This is a genomic window from Pseudoduganella ginsengisoli (assembly GCF_009720865.1).
Classification (GTDB): Bacteria; Pseudomonadota; Gammaproteobacteria; order Burkholderiales; family Burkholderiaceae_D; genus Rugamonas; species Rugamonas ginsengisoli.
On sequence record NZ_WNLA01000016.1, the window covers coordinates 110,147 to 131,814 of the forward strand.

Here is a 21,668-nt window from a genome sequence, read left to right on the forward strand (position 1 = left end):
ACCAACTTTTACCGTGGCTACACAGACTGACGATTTCGCAAACAATACCGGCACCACTGGCAAGCTGACCCTGGACATCGCCACCACCGGCAACTTCGAGGGACCTGAAGACAGTGACTGGTTTGCAGTCGACTTGCAGGCGGGTGTCCGCTATGTCTTCATGATCCAGTCGCCGGGATACGACTATTCGGCAAACGAAAGGATCTCGCTGTCGCTGAAGGATGCGAGCGGCGCGCCAGCCGGCGAGACGGTGAAGGGCGCGATCGGCACGCTGCCGGCGATCGACTTCACTGCGCCCGCCAGCGGCACGTATTACCTGGCCGCCGATGAGAAATATTTAAGCGTCCCGTTCGGCAGCTACTCCCTGCTGGCAGTGCGCCACCCCGGTTCAGATGACTATGCGGCCAGCACGGCGACCACCGGCAAGCTGGCGGCCGACGGCACGGTCAGCGGCGTCTTCAATCTCGTTGGCGACCGCGACTGGGTCAAATTCCATGCGGTGCCCACCAGCCATTACAGTTTCAGCCACACCGGCGGCGTGACTCCCGCCACGGCGCGCATATTCGATGCCGGCGGCAAACTGGCGCAGCAATATTCGTATTCGTTCGATGTGGCGGCGGAAGGCGACTATTACCTGGAAGTGCTGGGGCTCAATACGGGTGCTTACACGATGGCGCTCAAAGAGTGGAAAGATGACTTCCCCAATACCGATGCGGGGGCGGGTGTGGTGGCGGCTGGCGGCAGTGGGGTACATGCCGCCATTGATTACCAGACGGACCAGGACCGGTTCCAGGTCAGCCTCGAAGCGGGGAAATACTATACGATCGCCGTCGGCGACCAGAATTATCCGATGCCTGCGGAAATTATCAGTCCGTCCGGTAAAGAAGTGGGCAGTATCGGGCTCAACACGCGCGCCGATGGCGTCACGCTGCTGGCGGCGGAGAGCGGCACGTATTACATCAACGTGCATTTGCCGATGATGACCACCTACATCAAGGAAGCGCAGCCGTATGACGTCAAAGTCAGCGCCGGCGCGCTTGACGACATCGGCGACACGGCGGCCACCGCCGCACCGATGCAAGTCGGCGTTGCCGCCCGGGGCGTGCTGCAATCGACCGGCGAGAAGGATATGTTCAACGTGCCGCTGCAGGCCGGCGTCACCTATTCGTTTGCGGCGGACGGCGTCGCTTCCGGCGGGCGCTGGGTGCAATTCGATATCAGCGGCGCCGATGGCAAGCTGCTGGGCCACGTAGGTAATTTTGACACCGGCATCTATACGTTCACGCCAAGCCGCAGTGGCGAGTATTACGCAACAGTGTATGCGGGAGGGTATGGTGCGACATCCAATTATGCGTACACGGTCAATGTGGCGCGCGCGGCTGACGACGTGGGCGCCAATGCCGGCAGCGCTGCCAGCCTGGCCATAGGCGCCACGCTGTCCGGCACGCTGGAGGCCGGCGGCGGAGACCGGGACTGGTATGCCGTCAATCTGACGGCAGGCGCCACGTACTGGTTCGGCGCCAAGTCCGTGGCAATGAGTCAAAGCCACTCCGGCCAATTGCGCCTGCTCGACGCCGGCGGCAATGAATTGCGGACGACGCAAAGTTCAACCTCTGGCGCGTTTGCCGATACGTTGCCGTTTGCACCATCGGCCAGCGGCACCTATTACGTCGAAGTGTCGTCGCCCAGCCGCGCCACGGGAACGTATACCATCAGCGCCAGCGTGGGCGCCGCCGATGATGCGGGCGATACGCCGCAAACGGCGGTTGCACTGACGCCGGGAACGCCGTTGAGCGGCAAGCTCGAAGTCGCTGTCGACAAGGATATGTATAAAATTTCCGGTGTCGCTGGCATGGCCTATACAGTGGTGCTGGAAAGTGCCGGCAACAATACGCCCAAGCTGCAGATGACCAATGGCGCAGGCCAGGACATTCCGTTCAAATCGCTGTATTGGGGCGGTACGAACCCCGACCACCTGCTGGTGACGGCGCCTGCCGATGGCGACATCTACGTGACCTTGAGCCAATCCTATGGCGATGGCGCGTTGCCCTATAAGCTGTCTGCCCAAGCGTATGCGGTGGATGACTTCAGTGCCGACAAGAACACGGTGGGCTTGCTGGCGCCAGGCGCCGGCGTCAAAGGGGCGCTGGCGCATCCCGCTGACAGCGATTGGCTGCGTACCACGCTGGAAGCGGGCAAGACCTATGCATTTCAGCTGCTGGGCGCGGCCAGCAATGGCGGCACGCTTTCCACTTCGCGCCAATATCCGCTGTCCGTGGTGGGCGAAGGGTATACATGGACCGGCGCTGCGGCCGATGCGATCACGAATGCCATTGAAACCCGCATGATGTTTACGCCGGCGAAAACAGGCGACTACTTTGTGCGCGTCGGCAGTGACGACAACTTTTATGGAAAAAACATCAGCATGGGTACTTACACGGTACGTGTGCTGCAAACCAGCGGCGACAAGGCTGCTCCGGTCGTGGTGGCCCAATCGCACTTGCCCGATGCGAAGGACGTCGCGCTGACGGACACCCGCTTCGCGCTGACCTTCAATGAACCTGTCGCCATCGACAAGAGCGGTATCAAGATCAGCGACAGCCAGGGCAAGGTCGTGCCGCCGGGGTATGACTCAGTGGGCCAGGCGCCCTATGTCAACGACAGTACCGTGGTGCTGAAATCCTATGGGACGTGGAAGCCGGGCGCCACCTATACTGTGACGATACCCCGCGATGCGATTGCCGACCTGGCCGGCAACCCCTACACGGGACCGGAAACGTTCCGCTTCACGACGGTAGCGGCAGTGACGGCAGGCACGCCGGCGGCGGATCTGCTGCAGGGTGGCGACGGTGTGACAGCGGTGAAAATCGATGGCGGCGCCGGGATCGACACGGTTTGGTATGGCGGCAGCATGTATTACCACGGCATCAAGCGCGTAGGGACGGAAATCCAGGTTACCTCATACGGTGGCGCCGTCGATGTATACACAGGCGTCGAGCGCGTGATGATGAACGACCAGCTTTATGCCGTCGACATCGATGGCAATGGCGGCCAGGCATACCGGATGTACCAGGCTGCCTTCAACCGGCGGCCGGACAGCGAAGGACTGGGCTACTGGATCGGCCAGCTGGACAAGGGCATGCCGCTGAACGACGTGGCGCGGGGATTTGTCGCCAGCGCGGAATTCAAGAAACTGTATGGGGACGCGCCCAGCGACGACGCATTCGTAACGGCGCTGTACAGCAACGTGCTGCACCGCGCGCCGGACGCTGACGGCTTCCATTACTGGCAAGACGTGCTGCACCATGGCTTGCCGCGCGAAGAAGTGCTGGTATCGTTTGGCGAGTCGGTCGAAAACAAGGCAGCTTTGCTGGAGATCATCGGCAACGGTTTCACGTACACGCCTTATTTGGGCTGAATTCGGCTGAATGCCGGCGGAAATGCCGGAAGCTGCCGCGGGAAGGGGCGGATAACGTGTATCCGGTCACCAGGCCGATTCCGGCGGCGGGGCGGTGACTTCGGCCAAACGCTGCATCAGCGACATGGCGTTCGGCATGGCATGGCCTTCGGCCGTATTGTCGAAGATGCACCATGCATCGTGACCGGCTTTCAGGCGCCCGGCGAGGATGCCGGCAGCCCAGTCGATATCGTCCGGCCCATACGCCGAGTAATACACGCGGGGCGTGCCGTGCAGGCGCAGATACGTGCTTTTCGTCGTGGCGACATGGGCGCCGGGCTGGCCTGCCGGCGGATCGGCTATCACGCGCGTGATGCCGTGTTCGCGCAGCAGGCTGGTGGCCGTATCGGAAAACCACGTGGGATGGCGGCCCTCGCAGGCCACCATGGTGTGGCTGAAGTGGCGCCGCGCCAGCGCAAAAAAGGAACCGGCCGCGACAAAGTCGAACATCAGCGATGGCGGGAATTGCAGCAGCACGCAGCCCAGTTTGGCCTCCAGTCCCGCCACTTCATCGGCAAAGCGCGCCATCGGGGCTTCACCGTCCTGCAGGTGGTGCACGTGCGTCATGGTGCGGGGCGCCTTGACGGAAAAGCGGAACGCCGCTGGCACGCTGGCGGCCCAGCGCGCATAGGTTGCCGTTTGATGGGGGCGGTAAAACGAGGAATTGATTTCCACGCTGTTGAACACGGCCGCATAGCGTTCCAGGTGCGTGCCGCCAAGGGGGAACGCCATGGCCGCCGTTTTGGGTATCGACCAGCCTGCACAGCCTATGTGCGCTACTGCCATCTTGTCTCCTTGCTTCATCCTCGCCTACACTGTACGGCCAATTGCGCGGGCCTGTCGCCCGCATACTTTTTGCCAGCCCGGATTTTACTGATGACTGCTCATTCCCGAAATACCCGCCGCGACCTTTGCGTGCGTTTGCTGAAACTTGCCGCGGTTCCCGCCATGGCCACCATGCTGGTGTCTTGCGCGGGACTGACCGGCCCCCGCAACGTGGAAATTTCGCTGGACAAGCTGCAAAACAACCTGGCCAAACATTTCCCTGTGCGGCACCGCGTGCTGGGCGTGTTTGACGTGCAGATTTCAAGTCCGCAAATCGGCACGCTGCGCGAGAATGACCGCATCTCGCTGTCCGCCGACTTGACCGTATCGCCCATCCTTGTGCGCCAGTCGTGGCGCGGCAGCCTGGGAATTTCCGGCCATCTGGTGGTGGATAACGTGCGTAATGCCGTGTTCCTCAGCGATGCGAAAGTCGAGCGTTTTGCCGTCGATGGCATGGGCGAATCGCAGCAGCGCCAGGTAGCCGGCGCCGCCAACATCCTGGCCGACAAAATGATCCGCGACGTGCCTGTCTACAGTTATAAGCCGGAAGACTTGCGCTTTGCCGGCATCCAGTTCGTGCCGGTGGCGATCCGCACCACGCCCACGGCGCTGGTGCTGGTAGTGGAACCGGCCCGGTAATTACGCGGCCCATGCTTCCGGCGCGACCCGGCAGGCATTGGCAATAAAGGCAATGGAATGGTAATAGCCGCACAGCGCCAGGATTTCCAGCAGCTGTGCGGGCTCATAGCGTTGCGCCAGTTCCGCCCACACCCCATCGGACAAGGTGGACGTGTCGTGCAGTTCGTCGGCAGCCCGCAGCAGCACATCGTCCGCATTGGCCGCTTGCGTGGCCGCCACTTCCGCCGCGGACAATTGCGCTGCCTGGGAAAACAGCGCCGCGTGCACGCTCCATTCGTAATCGCAGCCGCAGCGCGCACAGGTGCGCAAGATCAGCATTTCACGGTCGCGCAGCGACAGTGTTCCGGGATCCAGCAAATTGCCTGCAAATAGCCGCTGCAGCACACGCGGGCTGTGCGCCATGGTCTTGAACAGTTTCAGCGGTTCCATCCCTGGCGGCATGACGCGGGCAAACGCGCCGGCGGTTTCCGGCGTATAAGGACCTTCGCACGGGGTAATCCTGGGCTGCATGGCGACTCCTTTTTCGTGTATGTGGTAGATTGCTACGGATAATGTAGCACAAAGAGGAGTCGATATGGCAATACCGAAACCGGGCGTCCCCGTGCGCGGTTCGCACAGCGGGCGTCCCATCATGGCGGCGCTGGACTTATTGGGGCGGCGCTGGGTCATGCGCATCATTTGGGAATTGCGGGGCGGGCCGCAAACCTTCCGCGCGCTGCGCGAGCGCTGCGACGACATGTCGCCCACGGTGCTGAACCAGCGGCTGCGGGAATTACGCGACACTGCGCTTGTGGAAATGACGGACGACGGCTATGCGCTCAGCCAGCTGGGTGCTGAACTGTTGAAAGCCATGGAACCCATGCTGGCGTGGTCGGAGCGCTGGCAAACCGTGCTGGCCAAGGAGATGACATGACGCCAAGCCTGTCGCACCATTTGCTCACCCATGCGTACAACAATGCGTGGGCCAACCACCGCCTGCTGAACGCGTGCATGCAGCTGACGCAGGCCGAATTCGAAGCGCCGCGCACGGGTTTCTTCCCGTCGATCAAGGCTACGCTGAACCATATCCTGACGGTCGACTGGTTTTATATCGATGCGCTGGAGCGGGAGCTGGAAGGGCGTGAACCGCACCCGCATTACCTGAGCTTTTTCGAACGGGACCAGCCGTGCGCCACGTGTGGCGAAGTGCGCGCCGAACAGCGCGATGCAGACCGGCGCCTGATCGGGTATTGCCGGCAGTTGAAGGACGATGAGTTGAACCGCACAGTGACGATCTTGCGTGTGGGTTCCGTGCAGCGCGACAAGCGGCACCGCCTGCTGGCGCACCTGTTCCAGCACCAGACGCACCACCGGGGGCAGGTGCATGCAATGCTGTCCGGTACGCCCGTGGCGCCGCCGCAGCTCGATGAATTCTTCAGTGCCGGTGAAGCGGAGTTACGCGCGGAAGATTTCCGCGAGCTGGGCTGGACCGAGCAGCTGATCTGGGGCGCCTGATTATTTGTACGGCGTGGCGGGTTTCGGCAAGGCGCGGATGGCCTGGTTCAAGCGCTCCATGGTGGATGCTGGCATGGAGCGGCTGCACAGGATGTAGCGCTTCAAGCCTTGCGGCAGATCCGGCACGTCGTATTGAATGACGGACGCCAGTTCCTTGAAGTGGGCGCGCATATGGCCCCAGTCGTTGCGGTCTGCGAACATGTAATGGAAGCGGTTCGCAGCCAGCATTTGCATCATGCTGGTGGTGGTGACCGTGCGGCGCATGGTCTGGTTGCCGGCTTTGGCAATGCGCTCATCGAGTTCCACGCCATACGACACGCCATCGACCACGCCCAGTATCAATTCCGGATCCGCCATCAGCGATGCCAGCGATGTGTGGGCTTGGACCTTGGCTGCCGACCCGGGCGCCACGAGGATGGTATGCGGCGGATCCGTATAGACGGGAATGGAGAATTGCGCGATGGCTTCCCGTTCCGGCAAGCGGTACCATGACAGCGAACAGTAATTCGGCTTGCGCAGTTCGAAATTGGTCCAGATGCGTTTTTGCGGTTCGCGCACAAAGCGCGCATCGATACCCGCTGCGGCAAACACTTCTTTACCGTACGCCAGCATGAATCCTTTTTCCACGCCATCTTCCGTGTAGTAATACGGCGGCTTTTCGCGCCAGGACACGGTGACGGCGGAAGACGCCGCGGATTCGCTGGCGAAGGCCGGTATTGCCAGCAATGGCAATACGGCAAGTAAACCGGATTTCATGAAGAATGCTTGAAAACTGAACTTGATGGATTATATATCGGCGGGCATCTGATATTTCACATTGTCTATACGAGAGGGCGCATGCCGTTACCTGAACTGTTGCTGGTACTGTACCTGTTGCTGGTCTTGCCGGCGCACGCGATCTGGCGCAGCCGTCAAGCCGGGGGCATGGAGCGCCCGCGTATGAAAATATACGTGTCGAACATCACCCGGCTGGTGTTGCTGTTGCTGGCGCTGGCGGTATGCGCAGCCTGGTCTGGCTATACCGCCCGGCAAATGGGCGTGGCGTGGCCGCCGGGTACGGCCGGCCTATGGGGGCTGGCGGCAGCCTTGGGCGGGCTGGCGGCCATGATGCTCGGCAGCGGGATGTATGAGCGCCGCATGCGCGCCGGCAAGCGTGCCGCCATCGAAGCGCAAATGCGCGAGGACAAAGCCATGCCGTCCACGCCGCGTGAAATGGCAGTCTTCGCCGTGCTGTCTGTCTTGCTGGGAGCCGGCTGGGAATTGCTGTACAGGGGATTTTTATTGCTGGTGCTGGCGCCGGTGGTGGGCCTGGCGGGCGCGGTTGCCTTGTCCGCGGTGGCCTATGGCTCGGGACATGGCTTCCATGGCTGGAAGCCATACTTCATCAGCATTGCCACCGCCCTGGCGTTCACGCTGGCGTACGTATGGACAGGCAGCCTTTGGTGGCTGATGGTGATCCACATTACGTTGCCGCTGTCTGCCGGCTGGAGTATTTATAGGAAAAAACGCTACGCGATCACCGAGCCATCGAGCGCATAGCGCACGATGGCGCCATCGGCGTGCACGGCAATCCAGCCGCCCCGTGGCGGCTGCGCCTGCGGTTCCCAGTCTGGCAGCACATAGCGGCGCGTGCCATCCACGTGGTGCAAGGCGGGGCGGTGCGTGTGGCCGTGGATCATGATGGTGGCGCCGGTTTGTTCGAAGACTGCGGCAATGGCCTGCGGCGTCACGTCCATCACTTCATAGGATTTCGTCGTGTGTTCTTTCTGGCTGTTTTCACGCAAGCCGGCAATGATGGCTTTGCGCTGCGCCAGCGGCATGGCGAGGAATTGCTGTTGCCATGCGGGGTCGCGCACCTGGGCGCGGAACGCCATGTATTTGACGTCGTCCGTGCATTGCGCGTCGCCATGCAGCAGCACGATGCGCTGGCCGCCGATGTCGGCCACCCACGTTTCCGGCAGCAGGGTCAGGCCCGCTGCGGCAGCAAACGCGTCGCCCGCGAGGAAGTCGCGGTTGCCGGCGATCCAGTAGACGGCAATGCCGGCATCGCTGATCTTGCGGATGGCGGCAATGATGTCCTGGTGATAAGCGTCGCCAAGGTCGTCATCGCCCGCCCAGTATTCAAAGATATCGCCCAATAAATACAGTTGCTGCGCATGGGGCGCCTGCTGTTCCATAAAACGGTGGAACGCGGCCGTGATGGCGGGTTGCGCGGGCTGCAAATGCAGGTCGGAGATGAACAGGGCGAGGGGAGCGGACATTGCGGGAGAAGGTGCTCTTCGTGCGGCATGGGATTCGTCATCCCCGCGCAAGCGGGGATCCATGCTGAGTGGCTTCGGATGCGGCCTATGGATTCCCGCTGGGGCGCCGAGCCGTGCGCGGGAATGACGATGTGCGAAATTAAGCCGCTTCGATGCTGGTGATGATCACGTCTTCCACCGGCACGTCGGCAAACATGCCGGAGCGGGTGGTTTTGACTTTCTTGATCGCGTCTACCACGTCGGTGCCTTCGGTGACTTTACCGAATACAGCGTAGCCCCAGCCGTCCTGGCCTGGGTAGTCCAGGAAGGAATTGTTTTTCACGTTGATGAAGAACTGGGCGGACGCCGAGTGCGGCGCCGAGGTGCGGGCCATGGCCAGCGTGTATGGCTCGTTTTTCAAGCCGTTTTTCGCTTCGTTTTCCACGGTGGCTTCGGTTGGCTTTTGCTTCATGCCTGGCTCAAAGCCGCCGCCCTGGATCATGAAACCGTCGATCACGCGGTGGAAAATCGTGTTGGTGTAGTGGCCGGCGTTCATGTACGCCAGGAAGTTGGCCACGGTTTTTGGCGCTTTTTCCGCGTCCAGTTCAGCCGTGATTTTGCCCAGATTGGTGTTGATGACGATTTTGGTCATGGTGGTTCCTCAAATAAGATATTTTCCCAACATGGGTGCAGGGCCTTCAGGCCGGGCATCCACAGATTTGCGGTTGTGCGCGACTATACAGGACACGCGGCCAAAGCGCTATTTTACTGCTGCATCGGCATGCCGCCCGGCGGCGCGGCATTTGGCGGCGGCACCGGTTCAATCGGCTTTTTCAAGATCGTGGCTTTGGTGATCGTGATGGGTTTGACGGGGATATTCTGGAAGATGCCCTTGTCATCAACCAGCACGCCCTTGATTTTATTAACAACCTCATAACCCTTGATGACGCGGCCAAATACTGCATAACCCCAGCCATCCTGGCCCGGATAATCCAGCCCGACATTATCGACCACGTTGATGAAAAACTGGGCCGTGGCGGAATTCGGATTGCCCATGCGCGCCATGGCGACGCTGTACGTTTCGTTTTTCAAGCCGTTCTTTGATTCAATTTGGATCGGCGGACGGGTTGGTTTGCCTTTCAAATCAGCGGTATAACCGCCGGCCTGGATCATGAAGCCATCGATGACGCGGTGGAAAATCGTCCCGTTATAGTGGCCGGATTTCACGTACTGCAGGAAGTTGGCGACCGATATCGGCGCTTTTTCCTGGTTCAGTTCCAGCACGATTTCGCCTTCCGTGGTTTTCAGCGACACTTGCGGCATTACCGGGTCCGCCGCCAGCGCGGAACCCGACAAAGCAGCGCCCGTGACCAGGCTGGCGAACAGTCCCAACGATTTAATCCACAGTCTCCGTGTCTCTTGCATATGGCTTCCTTAAAATTAACAGTGCTATACTTTGCCCGACGTACCATTCTAGCAAACACCCATTGAGGTCTGTCAGTCCCCGGCGTACGCGATCGGCAGGTGCGGCACGAATATGTGCCACGCACCCGCTATTGTATTGCTGGTTTTGCCACGGTGACAGGCCCTGAGAATTACAAGAGTCCGATGAGCAATTTGAAGATTTACAACACGCTGGCGCGCGAGAAGCAAACATTCGTACCGATGGAAGCAGGCAAAGTCCGCATGTATGTGTGCGGCATGACCATCTACGATTATTGCCATATCGGCCACGGCCGCATGATGATGGCGTTTGACGTGGTGTACCGCTGGCTGAAGGCATCGGGCTACGACGTCACTTACGCGCGCAACATCACGGACATCGACGACAAGATCATCAAGCGCGCTGTGGAAAACGGCGAAACCATCGGCCAGCTGACCAGCCGCTTTACCCAGTACATGGATGAAGACACGGCGGCCCTGGGCATCCTGCCGCCGACGCTGGTGCCGCGCGCCACGGAATACGTGCCGCAAATGCTGGGCATTATTGAAAAGCTGGAAAGCAAGGGCCTGGCTTACCAGGGCGAGGACGGCGACGTGAATTACGCCGTGCGCAATTTCGAGGGCTACGGCAAATTGTCCGGCAAGTCGCTGGACGACTTGCGCGCGGGCGAGCGCGTTGACGTCAATACCGGCAAGCGCGATCCGCTGGACTTCGTACTGTGGAAAGCCGCCAAGGAATCGGAGCCGGAAGAAGTCAAATGGGATTCCAAGTGGGGCAAAGGCCGCCCGGGCTGGCACATCGAGTGCTCGGCCATGTCGTGCGCGCTGCTGGGCGAACAGTTCGACATCCACGGCGGCGGCGCTGACCTGCAATTCCCGCACCACGAAAATGAAATCGCGCAGTCCGAAGGCGCGTCCGGCCACACGCTGGCCAACTACTGGCTGCACAACGGGTTTGTCCGTGTCGACAATGAAAAGATGTCCAAATCGCTGGGCAACTTCTTCACGATCCGTGACGTATTGAAGAAATATGACGCCGAAGTGGTGCGTTTCTTCATCTTGCGCGCGCATTACCGCAGCCCGCTGAATTACTCGGACGCGCACCTGGACGACGCCCGCGGCGCGCTGACCCGCCTGTACACGGCGCTCGATGGCGTGGAAGGCGATGGCCAGCCGCTCGACTGGAATGAAGCCAACGCGCAGCGTTTCGCCGAAGCGATGAATGACGATTTCAATACGCCGATCGCCGTGTCTGCGCTGTTTGACCTGGCGGCGGAAGTCAACAAGACCAAGTCGCCCGTGGCGGCACGCCAGTTGAAAGCTCTGGCTGGTGTGATCGGCCTGCTGGAGCGTACGCCGCAAGCCTTCCTGCAAGCTGGCGTCGGCGGCGGCGACGGCATGAGCGAAGCGGCCATCGTGGAAGCGATTGCCGCCCGTGCTGCCGCCAAGAAGTCGCGCGACTTCGCCACGGCTGACCAGATCCGCAAGGATTTGACGGCGGCCGGCATCGTGCTCGAAGACAAGCCTGACGGCACCACCAACTGGCGCCGCGCATAAGATGGTGAACAGCTCCAGGGAAGGCGCCGTGCCGGGCGCCGCGGCAGTGCCGCCGTATTGGGAAGAGGCGAAAGCTGAACTCATGAAGCGTGACCGCATCATGAAAAAGCTGATTCCTCAAATTGGCGACCTGCACCTGGTCGGCCATGATGACCCGTTTACCACCCTGGCGCGTTCCATCGTCAAACAGCAAGTCACGGCCAAGGCGGCGGACGCCACGTGGCAAACCTTGCGCGCGGCCATGCCGCGCTTCACGCCATCGGCTGTCTTGAAGGCGGGCGCCGGCCAATTGGCCGCGTGCGGCCTGTCCAAGCGCAAGACTGAATACATCCTGGACCTGGCGGACCATTTCAAGGCAAAAAAAGTCCATGCGTCCCAGTGGGACCAGATGGATGATGAAGCGGTCATCGCTGAATTGGTGCAAATACGCGGTATTACCCGCTGGACAGCGGAGATGTTTTTGATATTTAATCTCCTCCGCCCGAACGTTTTGCCGCTGGATGACCCCGGTCTGATCCAGGGCATCAGCCAGAATTACTTCTCAGGCGAGCCGGTTTCGCGCAGCGATGCGCGCGAAGTATCGGCCAACTGGGAACCTTATCGCACTGTCGCAACCTGGTATTTATGGCGGTCTCTGGACCCCGATCCGGTAAAATAGCGCAATTCGCCGTCTCGTCCGCTGCTCTGTCAGCCGTCAGGGCGGCACCCATACGGAGGTAGAATGACTAAAACGACTTTCCTCAATTTTGAGCAACCGATTGCGGAACTCGATTCCAAAATTGAAGAGCTGCGCTTCGTCCAAGACGACTCGGCTGTCGATATTTCGGAAGAAATCGACCGCCTGGCCAAGAAAAGCCAGCAACTGACCAAAGATATCTATGCCAAGCTGACCCCTTGGCAAGTGGCGCAAATCGCCCGCCACCCGCAGCGTCCATACACGATGGACTATGTGAACGAGATTTTCACCGACTTCCATGAACTGCACGGCGACCGCACGTATGCGGACGACCAGTCCATCGTCGGCGGCCTGGCCCGCTTCAACGGCCAGCCATGCATGGTGATCGGCCACCAGAAGGGCCGCGACACCAAAGAGCGCGCGATGCGCAACTTCGGCATGCCGAAGCCGGAAGGCTACCGCAAGGCCATGCGCCTGATGAAACTGGCGGAAAAATTCAACCTGCCGATCTTCACGTTCGTGGACACGCCTGGCGCATTCCCTGGCATCGACGCGGAAGAGCGCGGCCAGTCGGAAGCCATCGGCCACAACCTGTACGTGATGGCGGAGCTGAAAGTGCCGCTGATCGCCACCATCATCGGTGAGGGCGGTTCCGGCGGCGCGCTGGCCATTGCCGTGGGCGACCAGGTCTTGATGCTGCAATATGCGACGTACTCCGTGATTTCGCCCGAAGGCTGCGCATCGATCCTGTGGAAGACCGCCGAGCGCGCGTCTGACGCGGCCGAAGCGCTGGGCCTGACGGCGCACCGCCTGAAAGCCATTGGCCTGATTGACAAGATTGTTAATGAACCACTGGGCGGCGCGCACCGCGATCCAAAAGAAATGGCCCGCATGCTGAAACGCGCACTGGCCGATTCGCTGCGCCAGTTCCAGGGCATGAAGACCAAGGATTTGCTGGCGGCCCGCCACGAGAAGCTGATGAGCTACGGCAAATTCAAGGAAACCACGCCGCAAGAATAATGTCTGACACGCCCACGTATTCCGCCTATGAGATACAGCGGAATGCGTAGGGCGGGTTGCACAAACCCGCCAGGCAGACCACGAACCGGAGCCGGAGTAACACCGCCTCCGGTTTTTTACGTTTTAAACCATGAAAAAAACCGCATCACTGGACGCGCAATTCGCCGCCAGCCTGTCCGCGCTCCCGCACAACGGCAAACTTGCCATCGCCTACAGCGGCGGCCTGGACTCCTCCGTCCTGCTGCGCATCGCCCACGATTGGGCAAAACAAAACAATGTGGCGCTGTACGCCTTCCACGTCCACCACGGCATCAGTCCGAACGCCGACAGCTGGCTCGCGCACTGTGAACAGCAATGCGCGGCGCTGAACGTGACGTTTGCCGCCAGCCGCATTGCGCTGCAAGACGCGAAAAAATCCGGCGTGGAAGCGGCCGCCCGCAAGCAGCGCTACGCAGCCTTGGGCGCCATGTGCCGCGAGCACGGCGTGCCATTGCTGCTGACGGCCCACCACCTGGACGACCAGGCGGAAACCGTGCTGCTGCAAATGCTGCGCGGCTCCGGCACGGCAGGCTTGTCCGGCATGGATACCAGCAACCACGCGCGCGATTTGCTGCAGAACGATGCGCTGCTGCTGGCCCGTCCGCTGCTGGCCGCCACGCGCGAACAATTGGAAGCGTTCCAGCAAGCGCATGCCGTGGCGCATATCGACGATGAATCGAATGCGGATCCGCGCTACGCACGCAACGCGCTGCGCCACCTCGTCATGCCGGCGCTGGCGCAGCACTTCCCCGGCTACCAGCAGCGCTTCGCCCGCAGCGCCCAGCATGCGCAATCGGCGCAGCGCCTGCTGGACGAATTGGCGGACCAGGACTTGGCCACCGCCCTGGCGGGAGAGGGGGGAAGCGGCGATACACTGAGTGTCGCCTACCTGCACACCCTGAGCGCAGACCGCAATTACAACCTGCTGCGCCGCTGGTTCAGCCTGCGCGGCCTGGCCATGCCATCCACCGCGTGGCTGCACGAAATGCTGGAACAGCTGTTAAGCGCAGGCGAAGACACCAACCTGTGCGTCACGCACCCCGAGTGCGAAGTGCGCCGCCACCGTGGCCGCCTGCTGCTGGCGCCCCGCCTGCCCGAACTGGCCGGCATGCGCGAAGATAAATTCGATGACGCCCCCGAACAGGCGTTCCGCTGGCAGGGCGAAGCGCAACTGGCGTTCCCGGACTACGGCGGCGTGCTGCACATCGAAGAAACGCTGCAGGGCGGCCTGGATGCGGCGTGGCTGCAGGCGCAAAAGCTGACGATAGGCTTTCGCAGCGGCGGCGAGACCCTGAAGCCCGCCCACAACCGCCCAACGCGCGCACTGAAGCGGCACTACCAGGCGCTGGGCATCCCCGCGTGGGAACGGGAGCGCCTGCCAGTGGTGAAAGCCGCGGGCGAATTGCTGTTTGCGGCGGGTATCGGCATGGACTGCCGTCATTTGGTGGAGGACGGCGGTAAACGGGTCTTATTCCGGTGGGTGGCAAAATAATCTACGGTACTGATGCGTTTTCGTATGTTCATATGCCAATTGAGTATGACTACATAACTTTTTTGGCTTGTTCTTTCGCGGAGCAAGCTGTACAGTTATAAGCCCTCCTTTAAAAATTATCACTGAGCGGAAACACCAATGGCTTTAATCGTTCACAAGTACGGCGGCACGTCGATGGGTTCGACGGATCGCATCAAGAACGTCGCGCGCCGCGTCGCCAAATGGCACGACGCAGGACACCAGATCGTCGTTGTTCCGTCGGCCATGTCCGGCGAGACCAACCGTCTGATCGCGCTGGCGAAGGAAATTCAAAACCCGCCCGACCCACGCGAACTGGACATGATTGCCTCCACTGGCGAGCAAGTGTCCGTTGGCCTGCTGTCGATGGCATTGCAGGCGATTGGCAAGGATGCCGTATCGTATGCCGGCTGGCAGGTGGCGATTAAAACCGATTCCGCTTTTACCAAAGCCCGAATTCAGTCGATCGACGATGAAAAGGTCAAGCGTGACCTGGACAGCGGCAAGATCGTCATCATTACCGGTTTCCAAGGCGTGGACGAGAATGACAACATCTCGACCCTGGGCCGTGGCGGCTCCGACACTTCCGCCGTGGCGATTGCCGCCGCGCTGAAGGCGGCCGAATGCCTGATCTACACGGACGTCGATGGCGTCTACACCACCGACCCGCGCGTGGTATCCGAAGCGCGCCGCCTGAAAGCAATCACTTTCGAAGAGATGCTGGAACTGGCGTCGCTGGGCTCGAAAGTCCTGCAAACCCGTTCGGTGGAATTCGCCGGCAACTACCGCGTGCCAACCCGCGTCTTGTCGTCGCTGACCGATCCGCTGATGGATCTCGAAACCGAAGCCAACTCGGGCACCCTGATTTCGTTTGAGGAAGACACACACATGGAACAAGCAGTTATCTCCGGCATCGCCTTCAACCGCGACGAAGCCAAAATCACCGTATTGGGCGTACCGGACCGTCCAGGTGTGGCGTACCACATCCTCGGCCCGGTGGCCGAAGCCAACGTCGAAGTGGACATGATCATCCAGAACCAGTCCGTCGACGGCAAAACCGACTTCACCTTCACCGTGTCGCGCAACGACTACCAGAAGGCGCTGGACGTGCTGCACAGCTCCAAAGATGAAGTGGGCCACTCCACCATCGTGGGTGACGCCAAAGTGTCGAAGATTTCCGTCGTTGGCGTGGGCATGCGTTCCCACGTGGGCGTGGCATCGAAGATGTTCCGCGTGCTGTCGGAAGAGGGCATCAACATCCTGATGATCTCGACCTCGGAAATCAAGATTTCCGTGCTGATCGATGAGAAGTACATGGAACTGGCTGTGCGCGCCCTGCACAAGGCGTTTGAGCTGGAAAAGGATGTCAGCGCACGCGTCGAATAATCTTTCGCGTCACTGAGCTTCTTGAAGCGCCCCGCATGCCTGATGGTGTGCGGGGCGTTTTGTTTTTTGTGGTCATGCATAATTGCAACATGCTGTCAATAAGAAGTCACATACTTGTTTGATTTAAATTAAAAATCGGCAAGCTTGCCTCTTTCTACACATTTTCTCCACAGTCACTTTATACATTGGGCTGCAAGGCAACCTGATCAACAACTACTGGAGAGAGAAATGGATTACAGAACTGCGACCTGGGATGTCAGCAACAACACCTACGTCAAGGATGGCGGCCCCAAGCATTACAGTTCGTGGCACACGCTCGATGTCACGCTGAACGTCAACATGAACTCCGTGGCCGGCGGCTGGTCCAAGTTCAAATTCGAAGTCTTCGGCGTCTATAACGACAATATCTTCAACGACGCTTACGTGCGCACCATCAACGTTACAGGCGGCGAGGGCGACGACTGGTTCAACCTGAATTCCATCAGCGATGATTCCGGCAAGGCGGACTGGACCAGCACGATGTACATGAAGGGCGGGAATGACACCGTCATCATGGACGACGACACCACGGAGCGCGGCACCGACTATATCAACCTCGGCGACGGCGACGACTACGCGTACGCCGGCTGGGGCAACGACACGGTGGATGGCGGCAATGGCAACGACATCATGTATGGGCGCGACGGCGACGACAAGCTCAATGGCGACGCGGGCGACGATATCCTGTACGGCAACAACGGCAACGATACGCTCAATGGCGGCAGCGGCGACGATGTCCTGAAGGGCGGCACCGGCTCGGACATCCTCAATGGCGGTGACGGCAACGACCAGCTGAGCGCCACTTTGGGCGTCGGCTACAAGCCGGTCTTGACCGGCGGCGCCGGCTACGATGTTTTCACCTTGTGTTCGGACCTGTATATGCCGGGCAGCGCCTCGTCCAGCACGGATTGGGGCAGCATTGCGGCAGGCACGATCGCCAAGGCCGGCACCAGCAATGCCGCCAGCTACCTGGTGAAAAGCCTGTTCTCGCTTGGCACGGGCTGGAATGCGATTGCCTCCACCGCGATCACCTTCGGGGCCGACATGCTGGGCAAATTCGTCACCGAGCTGTCCGCAGGCGGCTCTGCCGTCAACACGTCCAGCATCGTGTCCGGCACCTACATCGAATTGACGGACTTCGACCCCCGTGAAGATACGCTGCAACTGACGTTTGACAAGGACGTGGTGCTCGACGTCGAATACAGCGCCGTGACCGGCGCCACCATGTTCGTCAAGGACACCACCGGCGCATACCGGATCAAGGCGGCGCTCGACAGTGACTTTACCAGCCTGTTTGGCGGGGACGTCAACGCGATCAAGAACATGCTCAACACTTACCTGTCTTCGGGCCTGTACATCACCAGCAGCACGGTGAAGTCGAATGGCGCCGACGTCAGCCTGTCTGGCTATACCAATGCCAGCGGGGGCACGTTGACGGCGTCCGACTTTGGCGTCACCAGCGGCAAAATGTATGTGATGGGATCGTTTGCGGGACAGACCTTGGATGGCGGCTACGACGCCTCCACCACCATCCTGACCGGCACGGCCGGTTCTGATGTGGTGTCGCTGCAGCGCATTGATTTCAGCAAGACCGACAGCTATAACGCGATTGAATCGCTGGCGCAGGTGAAAACCACGAAGCAGGGGATCCTGTATGGCGGCGATGGCAGCGACGTGCTGATCGGCGGCACGGCCATGGACCAGTTAAACGGCGGCAGCGGCGTTGATCACCTGTACGGCTTGGGCGGCAACGACAGTTACACGGGCGGAGCCGGCAACGACTACTTCCACGTACTCACCTCGTGCCTGTCGACCGACCAGAATTCCAGCAGCACCAGTGCGGCCAATGCCGGCTCGGACACGATCACGGACTTCAACAGCTACCTGGATAGCGACACCATCTATGTCGACAATACGTCCGTCAAAGCCAGCGACGTGAAGTACGCGCAAAGCGGCGCGGATATTGTCATCAGTTTTACCGGCCAGACCAATACGGTCACGCTGCAAAACAAGACCCTGACCGACTGGACTTTCAGCACCGCCACCGACACCACCGGCAACGTGATGATTACAGGATCCTATTCCGGGCCGGCCGGCTGTTTCATTACCACGGCCACGGCGGAGCAATTCGGCTGGGCCGACAATTGCCGCGTGCTTGAAACCCTGCGCTGGTTCCGCGACCACGTCATGGCAGCGCGGCCCGACTGGCAGCGCGATATCGGCGTGTATTACCGCGTCGCCCCGCGCATCGTCGCCGCCACCCGCCATGACGCGGCGCTGTACCGCCGCCTGTGGCGCAGGTCACTGCGCCCGGCGGTTGCTGCCATCGTTGCTGGAAAATACCAGCGTGCTTACGATATCTACCGCCGAATGGTCGAGGAGCTGGCGCCGGCACGCCGTCCGTCTGGGGCACATCAATACCCGGTTGCATGATTTATGAGCAATCAGTAAATATTTTCAAAAAAATGGCTGCGTTTCCTTGACCAATCCCGGTACGGCCATTACTATAGCGCTCGTCTGATCGACGCAGCAATGCAGAAGAGAAAGACGATAGTTGAGTAATCGACTAGGAGGCGTGGCCGAGTGGCCGAAGGCACTTCCCTGCTAAGGAAGCATACGGGCAAAACCTGTATCGTGGGTTCGAATCCCACCGCCTCCGCCAGTATTTAGAAAAAGCCCTTGTTAATCAAGGGCTTTTTCGCTTTTGTTGATCTAGATTATTCGATAAAAGGCCCCTAAAAACGGGGCTCAGTACGAATCCGCATTTGGCGGTCATATACGTCGTGTTATTTCCCTCCGAATTGGCTGGGTATCGATTCTGCTTGTGTTGGCGCTGATCTTGACCGCAGAGTGGGCAGAGCTGACGCGCTGTCCGTTGAAATCATTTCAGGCTGTCGCGCTGCGCCGACAATCGTTGATCTTTCTGTTGCTTTCGTAAACCACCTTCTGGTTTTTGGCTTAAAAGCGCCGTCTCGCCACAATTGGTGAGAATGTGCGCTGGTTTGCCGGGGTACCGTATCCATGGTTTCCATGTGGAAATAGTGCTAATCCTGGAGATACCCCATGCTGCGTGCTCGCGTCAGGCCATGCCTGTCCATCCTTGCCCTGCTCATTTTTTTGTTGCAGTCGTTGGCGGTTGACGCCGCGACAACCTACCGTTCTCCGATTGGCGGCTACCGCTTTGGGTCATCCATTTATCCAGATGCCACCCTGCTGGCCACCAAAGGCTGCGTCGGGGCGTGGTTCGTTCATCATTTGACCTTTACACCCAACGCCAATGCTGCCGGACCTGATGTGACCATTTATTGCGGCATGAGTCAGCCAGACGGCACGGTGGCCACGATGCGCTGGGCAGGTTTCAGCTGGGTGCTCGATTGCGCCCAAGGCATGATGGGCGCAGTGAATGGGCAGACCCAATGCATCATTCCCGGTGTCGTCAAAGAAAAGCCATGCCAAGAGTGTCCGTCCCCCAAAAAGGGCAACCCCATCAATATGGCGAAGAAAGAAAAGGTCCAGACGGAACTGGATTATGCCTCTAGCCTGGAACTGCAATTTACCCGTCTCTACAGCAGCTACTGGACGTTGCATGCAACAGAGGGCGTGTCGCCAGGGTGGCGCCACAATTATTCAATGCGCGTGACGAGCAACCTGAGCAGTTCTGCGCCGTATTATGTACGCGAATACAAGCAGCAGGCGAGCGGCGAGTATGCGTACCTGCCGATCGACCCGCCAACGGCAGTGACGCCATTTGCCCGGGTGACGCGCGCAGACGGCTATTCGCAGTTTTTCCGGTCGAACGACGGCGGCGCGAGCTGGACTGCCGATGCGGACGTCAATATGAAACTGTCCGCCACACGCAACGAGCTGGGTAACGTGACGGCATGGCGGTTGACGACGGCTGCCAATGACGTTGAATATTATGGCGATACCGGTCAATTAACCGACATCAAATATGCGAACGGTCTATCGTTGTCCTTCATCTACAGCGACAGCAGCACGCCCGTCACGATCGCCAGTGCCCCTAATCTGCTAATCAAAGTTATCGACAACTTTGGCCGGTCGTTGATGCTGGGCTATGACGATAAGAATCGCATCATCAGCATGACGACGCCGTCAGAAAAAGTCTTTCTGTACGCGTATGACGCATTCGGCAATTTGGCCAGCGTGACCTATCCGGATGGTTTGAAGAAGCTGTATCACTATAACGAACCGGCGTATCAGCTAAAGACCGGTACTGGAAATGACAGGCTGCTGACGGGCTTGTCGTTCGATACCAGTCCTGGAGTGATCTCCCGCTATGCGATCTTCCGTTACGATACCAACGGCTGGCCTGTGTCGACAGAGCATGCGGGTGGCGCGGATAAGGTCACCATCAGCTACTCGCCCCGGTCGTACACCAATGCGTTGGGCGCAACCACGAGTCCCGGCTATACCACGCTCAACGGGATGGAGTTGCAGACGTCCGAAAACAGGCCCAACGGTTCAGGCGGCATAGTTTATAGCTTTATTTCTTACGATACCAATGGCAACTTCGCGTCGCGCACGGACTACAACGGTAACGTAACGACCTACAGCTACGATCTGGTGCGTAACCTGGAACTGAGCCGTGTGGAGGGCAGTGGCACTGCCGTGGCGCGCACGATCAAGACCGAATGGCACCCGACCTTGCGCCTGCCCGCAAGGATTGCCGAGCCGCGCCGCATCACAACATTCAGCTACGATACGAATGGCCTGTTGCTTGGAAAAGTCGTGCAGGCGACCAGCGACGCCAATGGGACACAAGGCTTTACTGCCACAGCCGTGGGCAGCCCGCGTGTCTGGCAATACACCTATAACAGTTACGGGCAGGTGTTGACGGCGAAAGGTCCGCGCACCGATGTCAACGATCTGACCACCTATAGCTACGACGCCAGCGGTAACCTGGCCAGTGTCACCAATGCGCTGGGCCATCAAACCACGTTCACCGGCTATGACGCCGATGGCCGGGTCGGCACCATCACTGATCCGAACGGCAACGTGACGACACTGACGTACACATTGCGGGGGCAAATTGCGACGCATAGCGTGGGAAATGAAACCACCAGCTATACCTACGATGGCGCCAATTGCCTGACACAAGCCGTGCTGCCCAACGGCGCCACCATCACGTACAGCTATGACGCGGCGCTGCGCCTGACCGGGATCGCCGACAACCTCGGCAACAGCATCACTTACACCCTGGATGCGATGGGCAACCGCTTGAGCGAGCAAGTCAAGGATTCGGCGGGAACCCTGGCGCGCCAGACCACGCGCGTATTCGACACGCTGGGCCAGCTGAAACAGCAGACCGGAGGTGTGCAATGA

The 21,668-nt window shown here is 59.9% G+C and carries 18 protein-coding genes and 1 tRNA gene; 13 read left to right on the forward strand and 6 right to left on the reverse strand.

Going from position 1 to position 21,668, the window contains the following annotated elements:
• Window positions 1-13 precede the first annotated feature (13 nt).
• Window positions 14-3,418, forward strand: a complete 3,405-nt coding sequence (locus tag GM668_RS21145) for a DUF4214 domain-containing protein (protein WP_155440938.1) — start codon at window positions 14-16, stop codon at window positions 3,416-3,418.
• Between the two features lie 66 nt (window positions 3,419-3,484).
• Here GM668_RS21145 and GM668_RS21150 read toward each other — a convergent pair whose 3' ends face one another.
• A complete protein-coding gene (locus tag GM668_RS21150; RefSeq protein ID WP_229499634.1) occupies window positions 3,485-4,243 on the reverse strand; it encodes a DUF72 domain-containing protein in 759 nt (252 codons plus the stop codon).
• A 90-nt stretch (window positions 4,244-4,333) separates the two neighbouring features.
• On the opposite strand from GM668_RS21150, the gene GM668_RS21155 reads away from it, so the two are divergent.
• Entirely contained in the window at window positions 4,334-4,921 is a 588-nt protein-coding gene (locus tag GM668_RS21155; protein WP_155440940.1) for a DUF1439 domain-containing protein, read from the forward strand.
• On the opposite strand, the gene GM668_RS21160 is transcribed toward GM668_RS21155, so the two are convergent.
• Window positions 4,922-5,431 carry a carboxymuconolactone decarboxylase family protein gene (locus GM668_RS21160; protein WP_155440941.1) on the reverse strand — a complete coding sequence of 170 codons (510 nt, stop codon included), beginning with the start codon at window positions 5,429-5,431 and terminating at the stop codon, window positions 4,922-4,924.
• Window positions 5,432-5,495: 64 nt separating this feature from the next.
• Here GM668_RS21160 and GM668_RS21165 point away from each other — a divergent pair, with 64 nt between their 5' ends.
• Both GM668_RS21165 and GM668_RS21170 read left to right on the forward strand, forming a co-directional pair.
• On the forward strand, window positions 5,496-5,834 hold the full coding sequence (locus GM668_RS21165) for a winged helix-turn-helix transcriptional regulator (protein ID WP_155440942.1): 339 nt from the start codon (window positions 5,496-5,498) through the stop codon (window positions 5,832-5,834).
• Window positions 5,831-6,415 (forward strand): DinB family protein, encoded by a 585-nt coding sequence (locus GM668_RS21170; protein WP_155440943.1) that lies wholly within the window; start codon window positions 5,831-5,833, stop codon window positions 6,413-6,415. The genes GM668_RS21165 and GM668_RS21170 overlap by 4 nt, the downstream gene beginning before the upstream one ends.
• Here GM668_RS21170 and GM668_RS21175 read toward each other — a convergent pair whose 3' ends face one another.
• Window positions 6,416-7,171 carry a substrate-binding periplasmic protein gene (locus GM668_RS21175; RefSeq protein WP_155440944.1) on the reverse strand — a complete coding sequence of 252 codons (756 nt, stop codon included), beginning with the start codon at window positions 7,169-7,171 and terminating at the stop codon, window positions 6,416-6,418.
• A gap of 81 nt (window positions 7,172-7,252) precedes the next feature.
• Between GM668_RS21175 and GM668_RS21180 the strand changes: the two genes are divergently transcribed.
• A complete protein-coding gene (locus GM668_RS21180; RefSeq protein WP_155440945.1) occupies window positions 7,253-7,954 on the forward strand; it encodes a CPBP family intramembrane glutamic endopeptidase in 702 nt (233 codons plus the stop codon).
• On the opposite strand, the gene GM668_RS21185 is transcribed toward GM668_RS21180, so the two are convergent.
• The 3 genes from GM668_RS21185 to GM668_RS21195 form a co-directional block, all read right to left on the reverse strand.
• Window positions 7,924-8,676 (reverse strand): UDP-2,3-diacylglucosamine diphosphatase, encoded by a 753-nt coding sequence (locus GM668_RS21185; RefSeq protein WP_155440946.1) that lies wholly within the window; start codon window positions 8,674-8,676, stop codon window positions 7,924-7,926. The genes GM668_RS21180 and GM668_RS21185 overlap by 31 nt on opposite strands.
• A 139-nt stretch (window positions 8,677-8,815) precedes the next feature.
• Complete coding sequence (locus tag GM668_RS21190) at window positions 8,816-9,307, reverse strand: peptidylprolyl isomerase (RefSeq protein ID WP_155440947.1); 492 nt, start codon at window positions 9,305-9,307, stop codon at window positions 8,816-8,818.
• A gap of 113 nt (window positions 9,308-9,420) precedes the next feature.
• Window positions 9,421-10,080: a peptidylprolyl isomerase gene (locus GM668_RS21195; protein WP_155440948.1), complete on the reverse strand. Its 660-nt coding sequence runs from the start codon at window positions 10,078-10,080 to the stop codon at window positions 9,421-9,423.
• 183 nt (window positions 10,081-10,263) lie between these two features.
• Here GM668_RS21195 and cysS point away from each other — a divergent pair, with 183 nt between their 5' ends.
• The 8 genes from cysS to GM668_RS21235 all read left to right on the forward strand — a co-directional run bounded on the left by cysS (window position 10,264) and on the right by GM668_RS21235 (window position 21,668).
• Entirely contained in the window at window positions 10,264-11,655 is a 1,392-nt protein-coding gene (gene cysS, locus GM668_RS21200; RefSeq protein WP_155440949.1) for a cysteine--tRNA ligase, read from the forward strand.
• A gap of 1 nt (window position 11,656) precedes the next feature.
• A complete protein-coding gene (locus GM668_RS21205; RefSeq protein WP_155440950.1) occupies window positions 11,657-12,313 on the forward strand; it encodes a DNA-3-methyladenine glycosylase family protein in 657 nt (218 codons plus the stop codon).
• Between the two features lie 63 nt (window positions 12,314-12,376).
• The gene (locus GM668_RS21210) at window positions 12,377-13,351 is read left to right on the forward strand and encodes an acetyl-CoA carboxylase carboxyltransferase subunit alpha (RefSeq protein WP_155440951.1); all 975 of its coding nucleotides are present in this window, start codon (window positions 12,377-12,379) and stop codon (window positions 13,349-13,351) included.
• Window positions 13,352-13,481: 130 nt separating this feature from the next.
• A complete protein-coding gene (tilS, locus tag GM668_RS21215; protein WP_155440952.1) occupies window positions 13,482-14,882 on the forward strand; it encodes a tRNA lysidine(34) synthetase TilS in 1,401 nt (466 codons plus the stop codon).
• Between the two features lie 138 nt (window positions 14,883-15,020).
• A complete protein-coding gene (locus tag GM668_RS21220; protein ID WP_155440953.1) occupies window positions 15,021-16,286 on the forward strand; it encodes an aspartate kinase in 1,266 nt (421 codons plus the stop codon).
• A 228-nt stretch (window positions 16,287-16,514) separates the two neighbouring features.
• Window positions 16,515-18,758, forward strand: a complete 2,244-nt coding sequence (locus GM668_RS31610; protein WP_155440954.1) for a calcium-binding protein — start codon at window positions 16,515-16,517, stop codon at window positions 18,756-18,758.
• A gap of 136 nt (window positions 18,759-18,894) precedes the next feature.
• A tRNA-Ser gene (locus tag GM668_RS21230) sits at window positions 18,895-18,987 on the forward strand.
• Between the two features lie 401 nt (window positions 18,988-19,388).
• Complete coding sequence (locus GM668_RS21235) at window positions 19,389-21,668, forward strand: DUF6531 domain-containing protein (RefSeq protein WP_155440955.1); 2,280 nt, start codon at window positions 19,389-19,391, stop codon at window positions 21,666-21,668.

What these genes read in the sequence shown, in the direction of transcription:
- GM668_RS21150 (WP_229499634.1), bottom strand. Translation starts at nt 4,243, where the DNA reads ATGGCAGTAGCGCACATAGGCTGTGCAGGCTGGTCGATACCCAAAACG.
- GM668_RS21155 (WP_155440940.1), top strand. Translation starts at nt 4,334, where the DNA reads ATGACTGCTCATTCCCGAAATACCCGCCGCGACCTTTGCGTGCGTTTG.
- GM668_RS21160 (WP_155440941.1), bottom strand. Translation starts at nt 5,431, where the DNA reads ATGCAGCCCAGGATTACCCCGTGCGAAGGTCCTTATACGCCGGAAACC.
- GM668_RS21165 (WP_155440942.1), top strand. Translation starts at nt 5,496, where the DNA reads ATGGCAATACCGAAACCGGGCGTCCCCGTGCGCGGTTCGCACAGCGGG.
- GM668_RS21170 (WP_155440943.1), top strand. Translation starts at nt 5,831, where the DNA reads ATGACGCCAAGCCTGTCGCACCATTTGCTCACCCATGCGTACAACAAT.
- GM668_RS21175 (WP_155440944.1), bottom strand. Translation starts at nt 7,171, where the DNA reads ATGAAATCCGGTTTACTTGCCGTATTGCCATTGCTGGCAATACCGGCC.
- GM668_RS21180 (WP_155440945.1), top strand. Translation starts at nt 7,253, where the DNA reads ATGCCGTTACCTGAACTGTTGCTGGTACTGTACCTGTTGCTGGTCTTG.
- GM668_RS21185 (WP_155440946.1), bottom strand. Translation starts at nt 8,676, where the DNA reads ATGTCCGCTCCCCTCGCCCTGTTCATCTCCGACCTGCATTTGCAGCCC.
- GM668_RS21190 (WP_155440947.1), bottom strand. Translation starts at nt 9,307, where the DNA reads ATGACCAAAATCGTCATCAACACCAATCTGGGCAAAATCACGGCTGAA.
- GM668_RS21195 (WP_155440948.1), bottom strand. Translation starts at nt 10,080, where the DNA reads ATGCAAGAGACACGGAGACTGTGGATTAAATCGTTGGGACTGTTCGCC.
- cysS (WP_155440949.1), top strand. Translation starts at nt 10,264, where the DNA reads ATGAGCAATTTGAAGATTTACAACACGCTGGCGCGCGAGAAGCAAACA.
- GM668_RS21205 (WP_155440950.1), top strand. Translation starts at nt 11,657, where the DNA reads ATGGTGAACAGCTCCAGGGAAGGCGCCGTGCCGGGCGCCGCGGCAGTG.
- GM668_RS21210 (WP_155440951.1), top strand. Translation starts at nt 12,377, where the DNA reads ATGACTAAAACGACTTTCCTCAATTTTGAGCAACCGATTGCGGAACTC.
- tilS (WP_155440952.1), top strand. Translation starts at nt 13,482, where the DNA reads ATGAAAAAAACCGCATCACTGGACGCGCAATTCGCCGCCAGCCTGTCC.
- GM668_RS21220 (WP_155440953.1), top strand. Translation starts at nt 15,021, where the DNA reads ATGGCTTTAATCGTTCACAAGTACGGCGGCACGTCGATGGGTTCGACG.
- GM668_RS31610 (WP_155440954.1), top strand. Translation starts at nt 16,515, where the DNA reads ATGGATTACAGAACTGCGACCTGGGATGTCAGCAACAACACCTACGTC.
- GM668_RS21235 (WP_155440955.1), top strand. Translation starts at nt 19,389, where the DNA reads ATGCTGCGTGCTCGCGTCAGGCCATGCCTGTCCATCCTTGCCCTGCTC.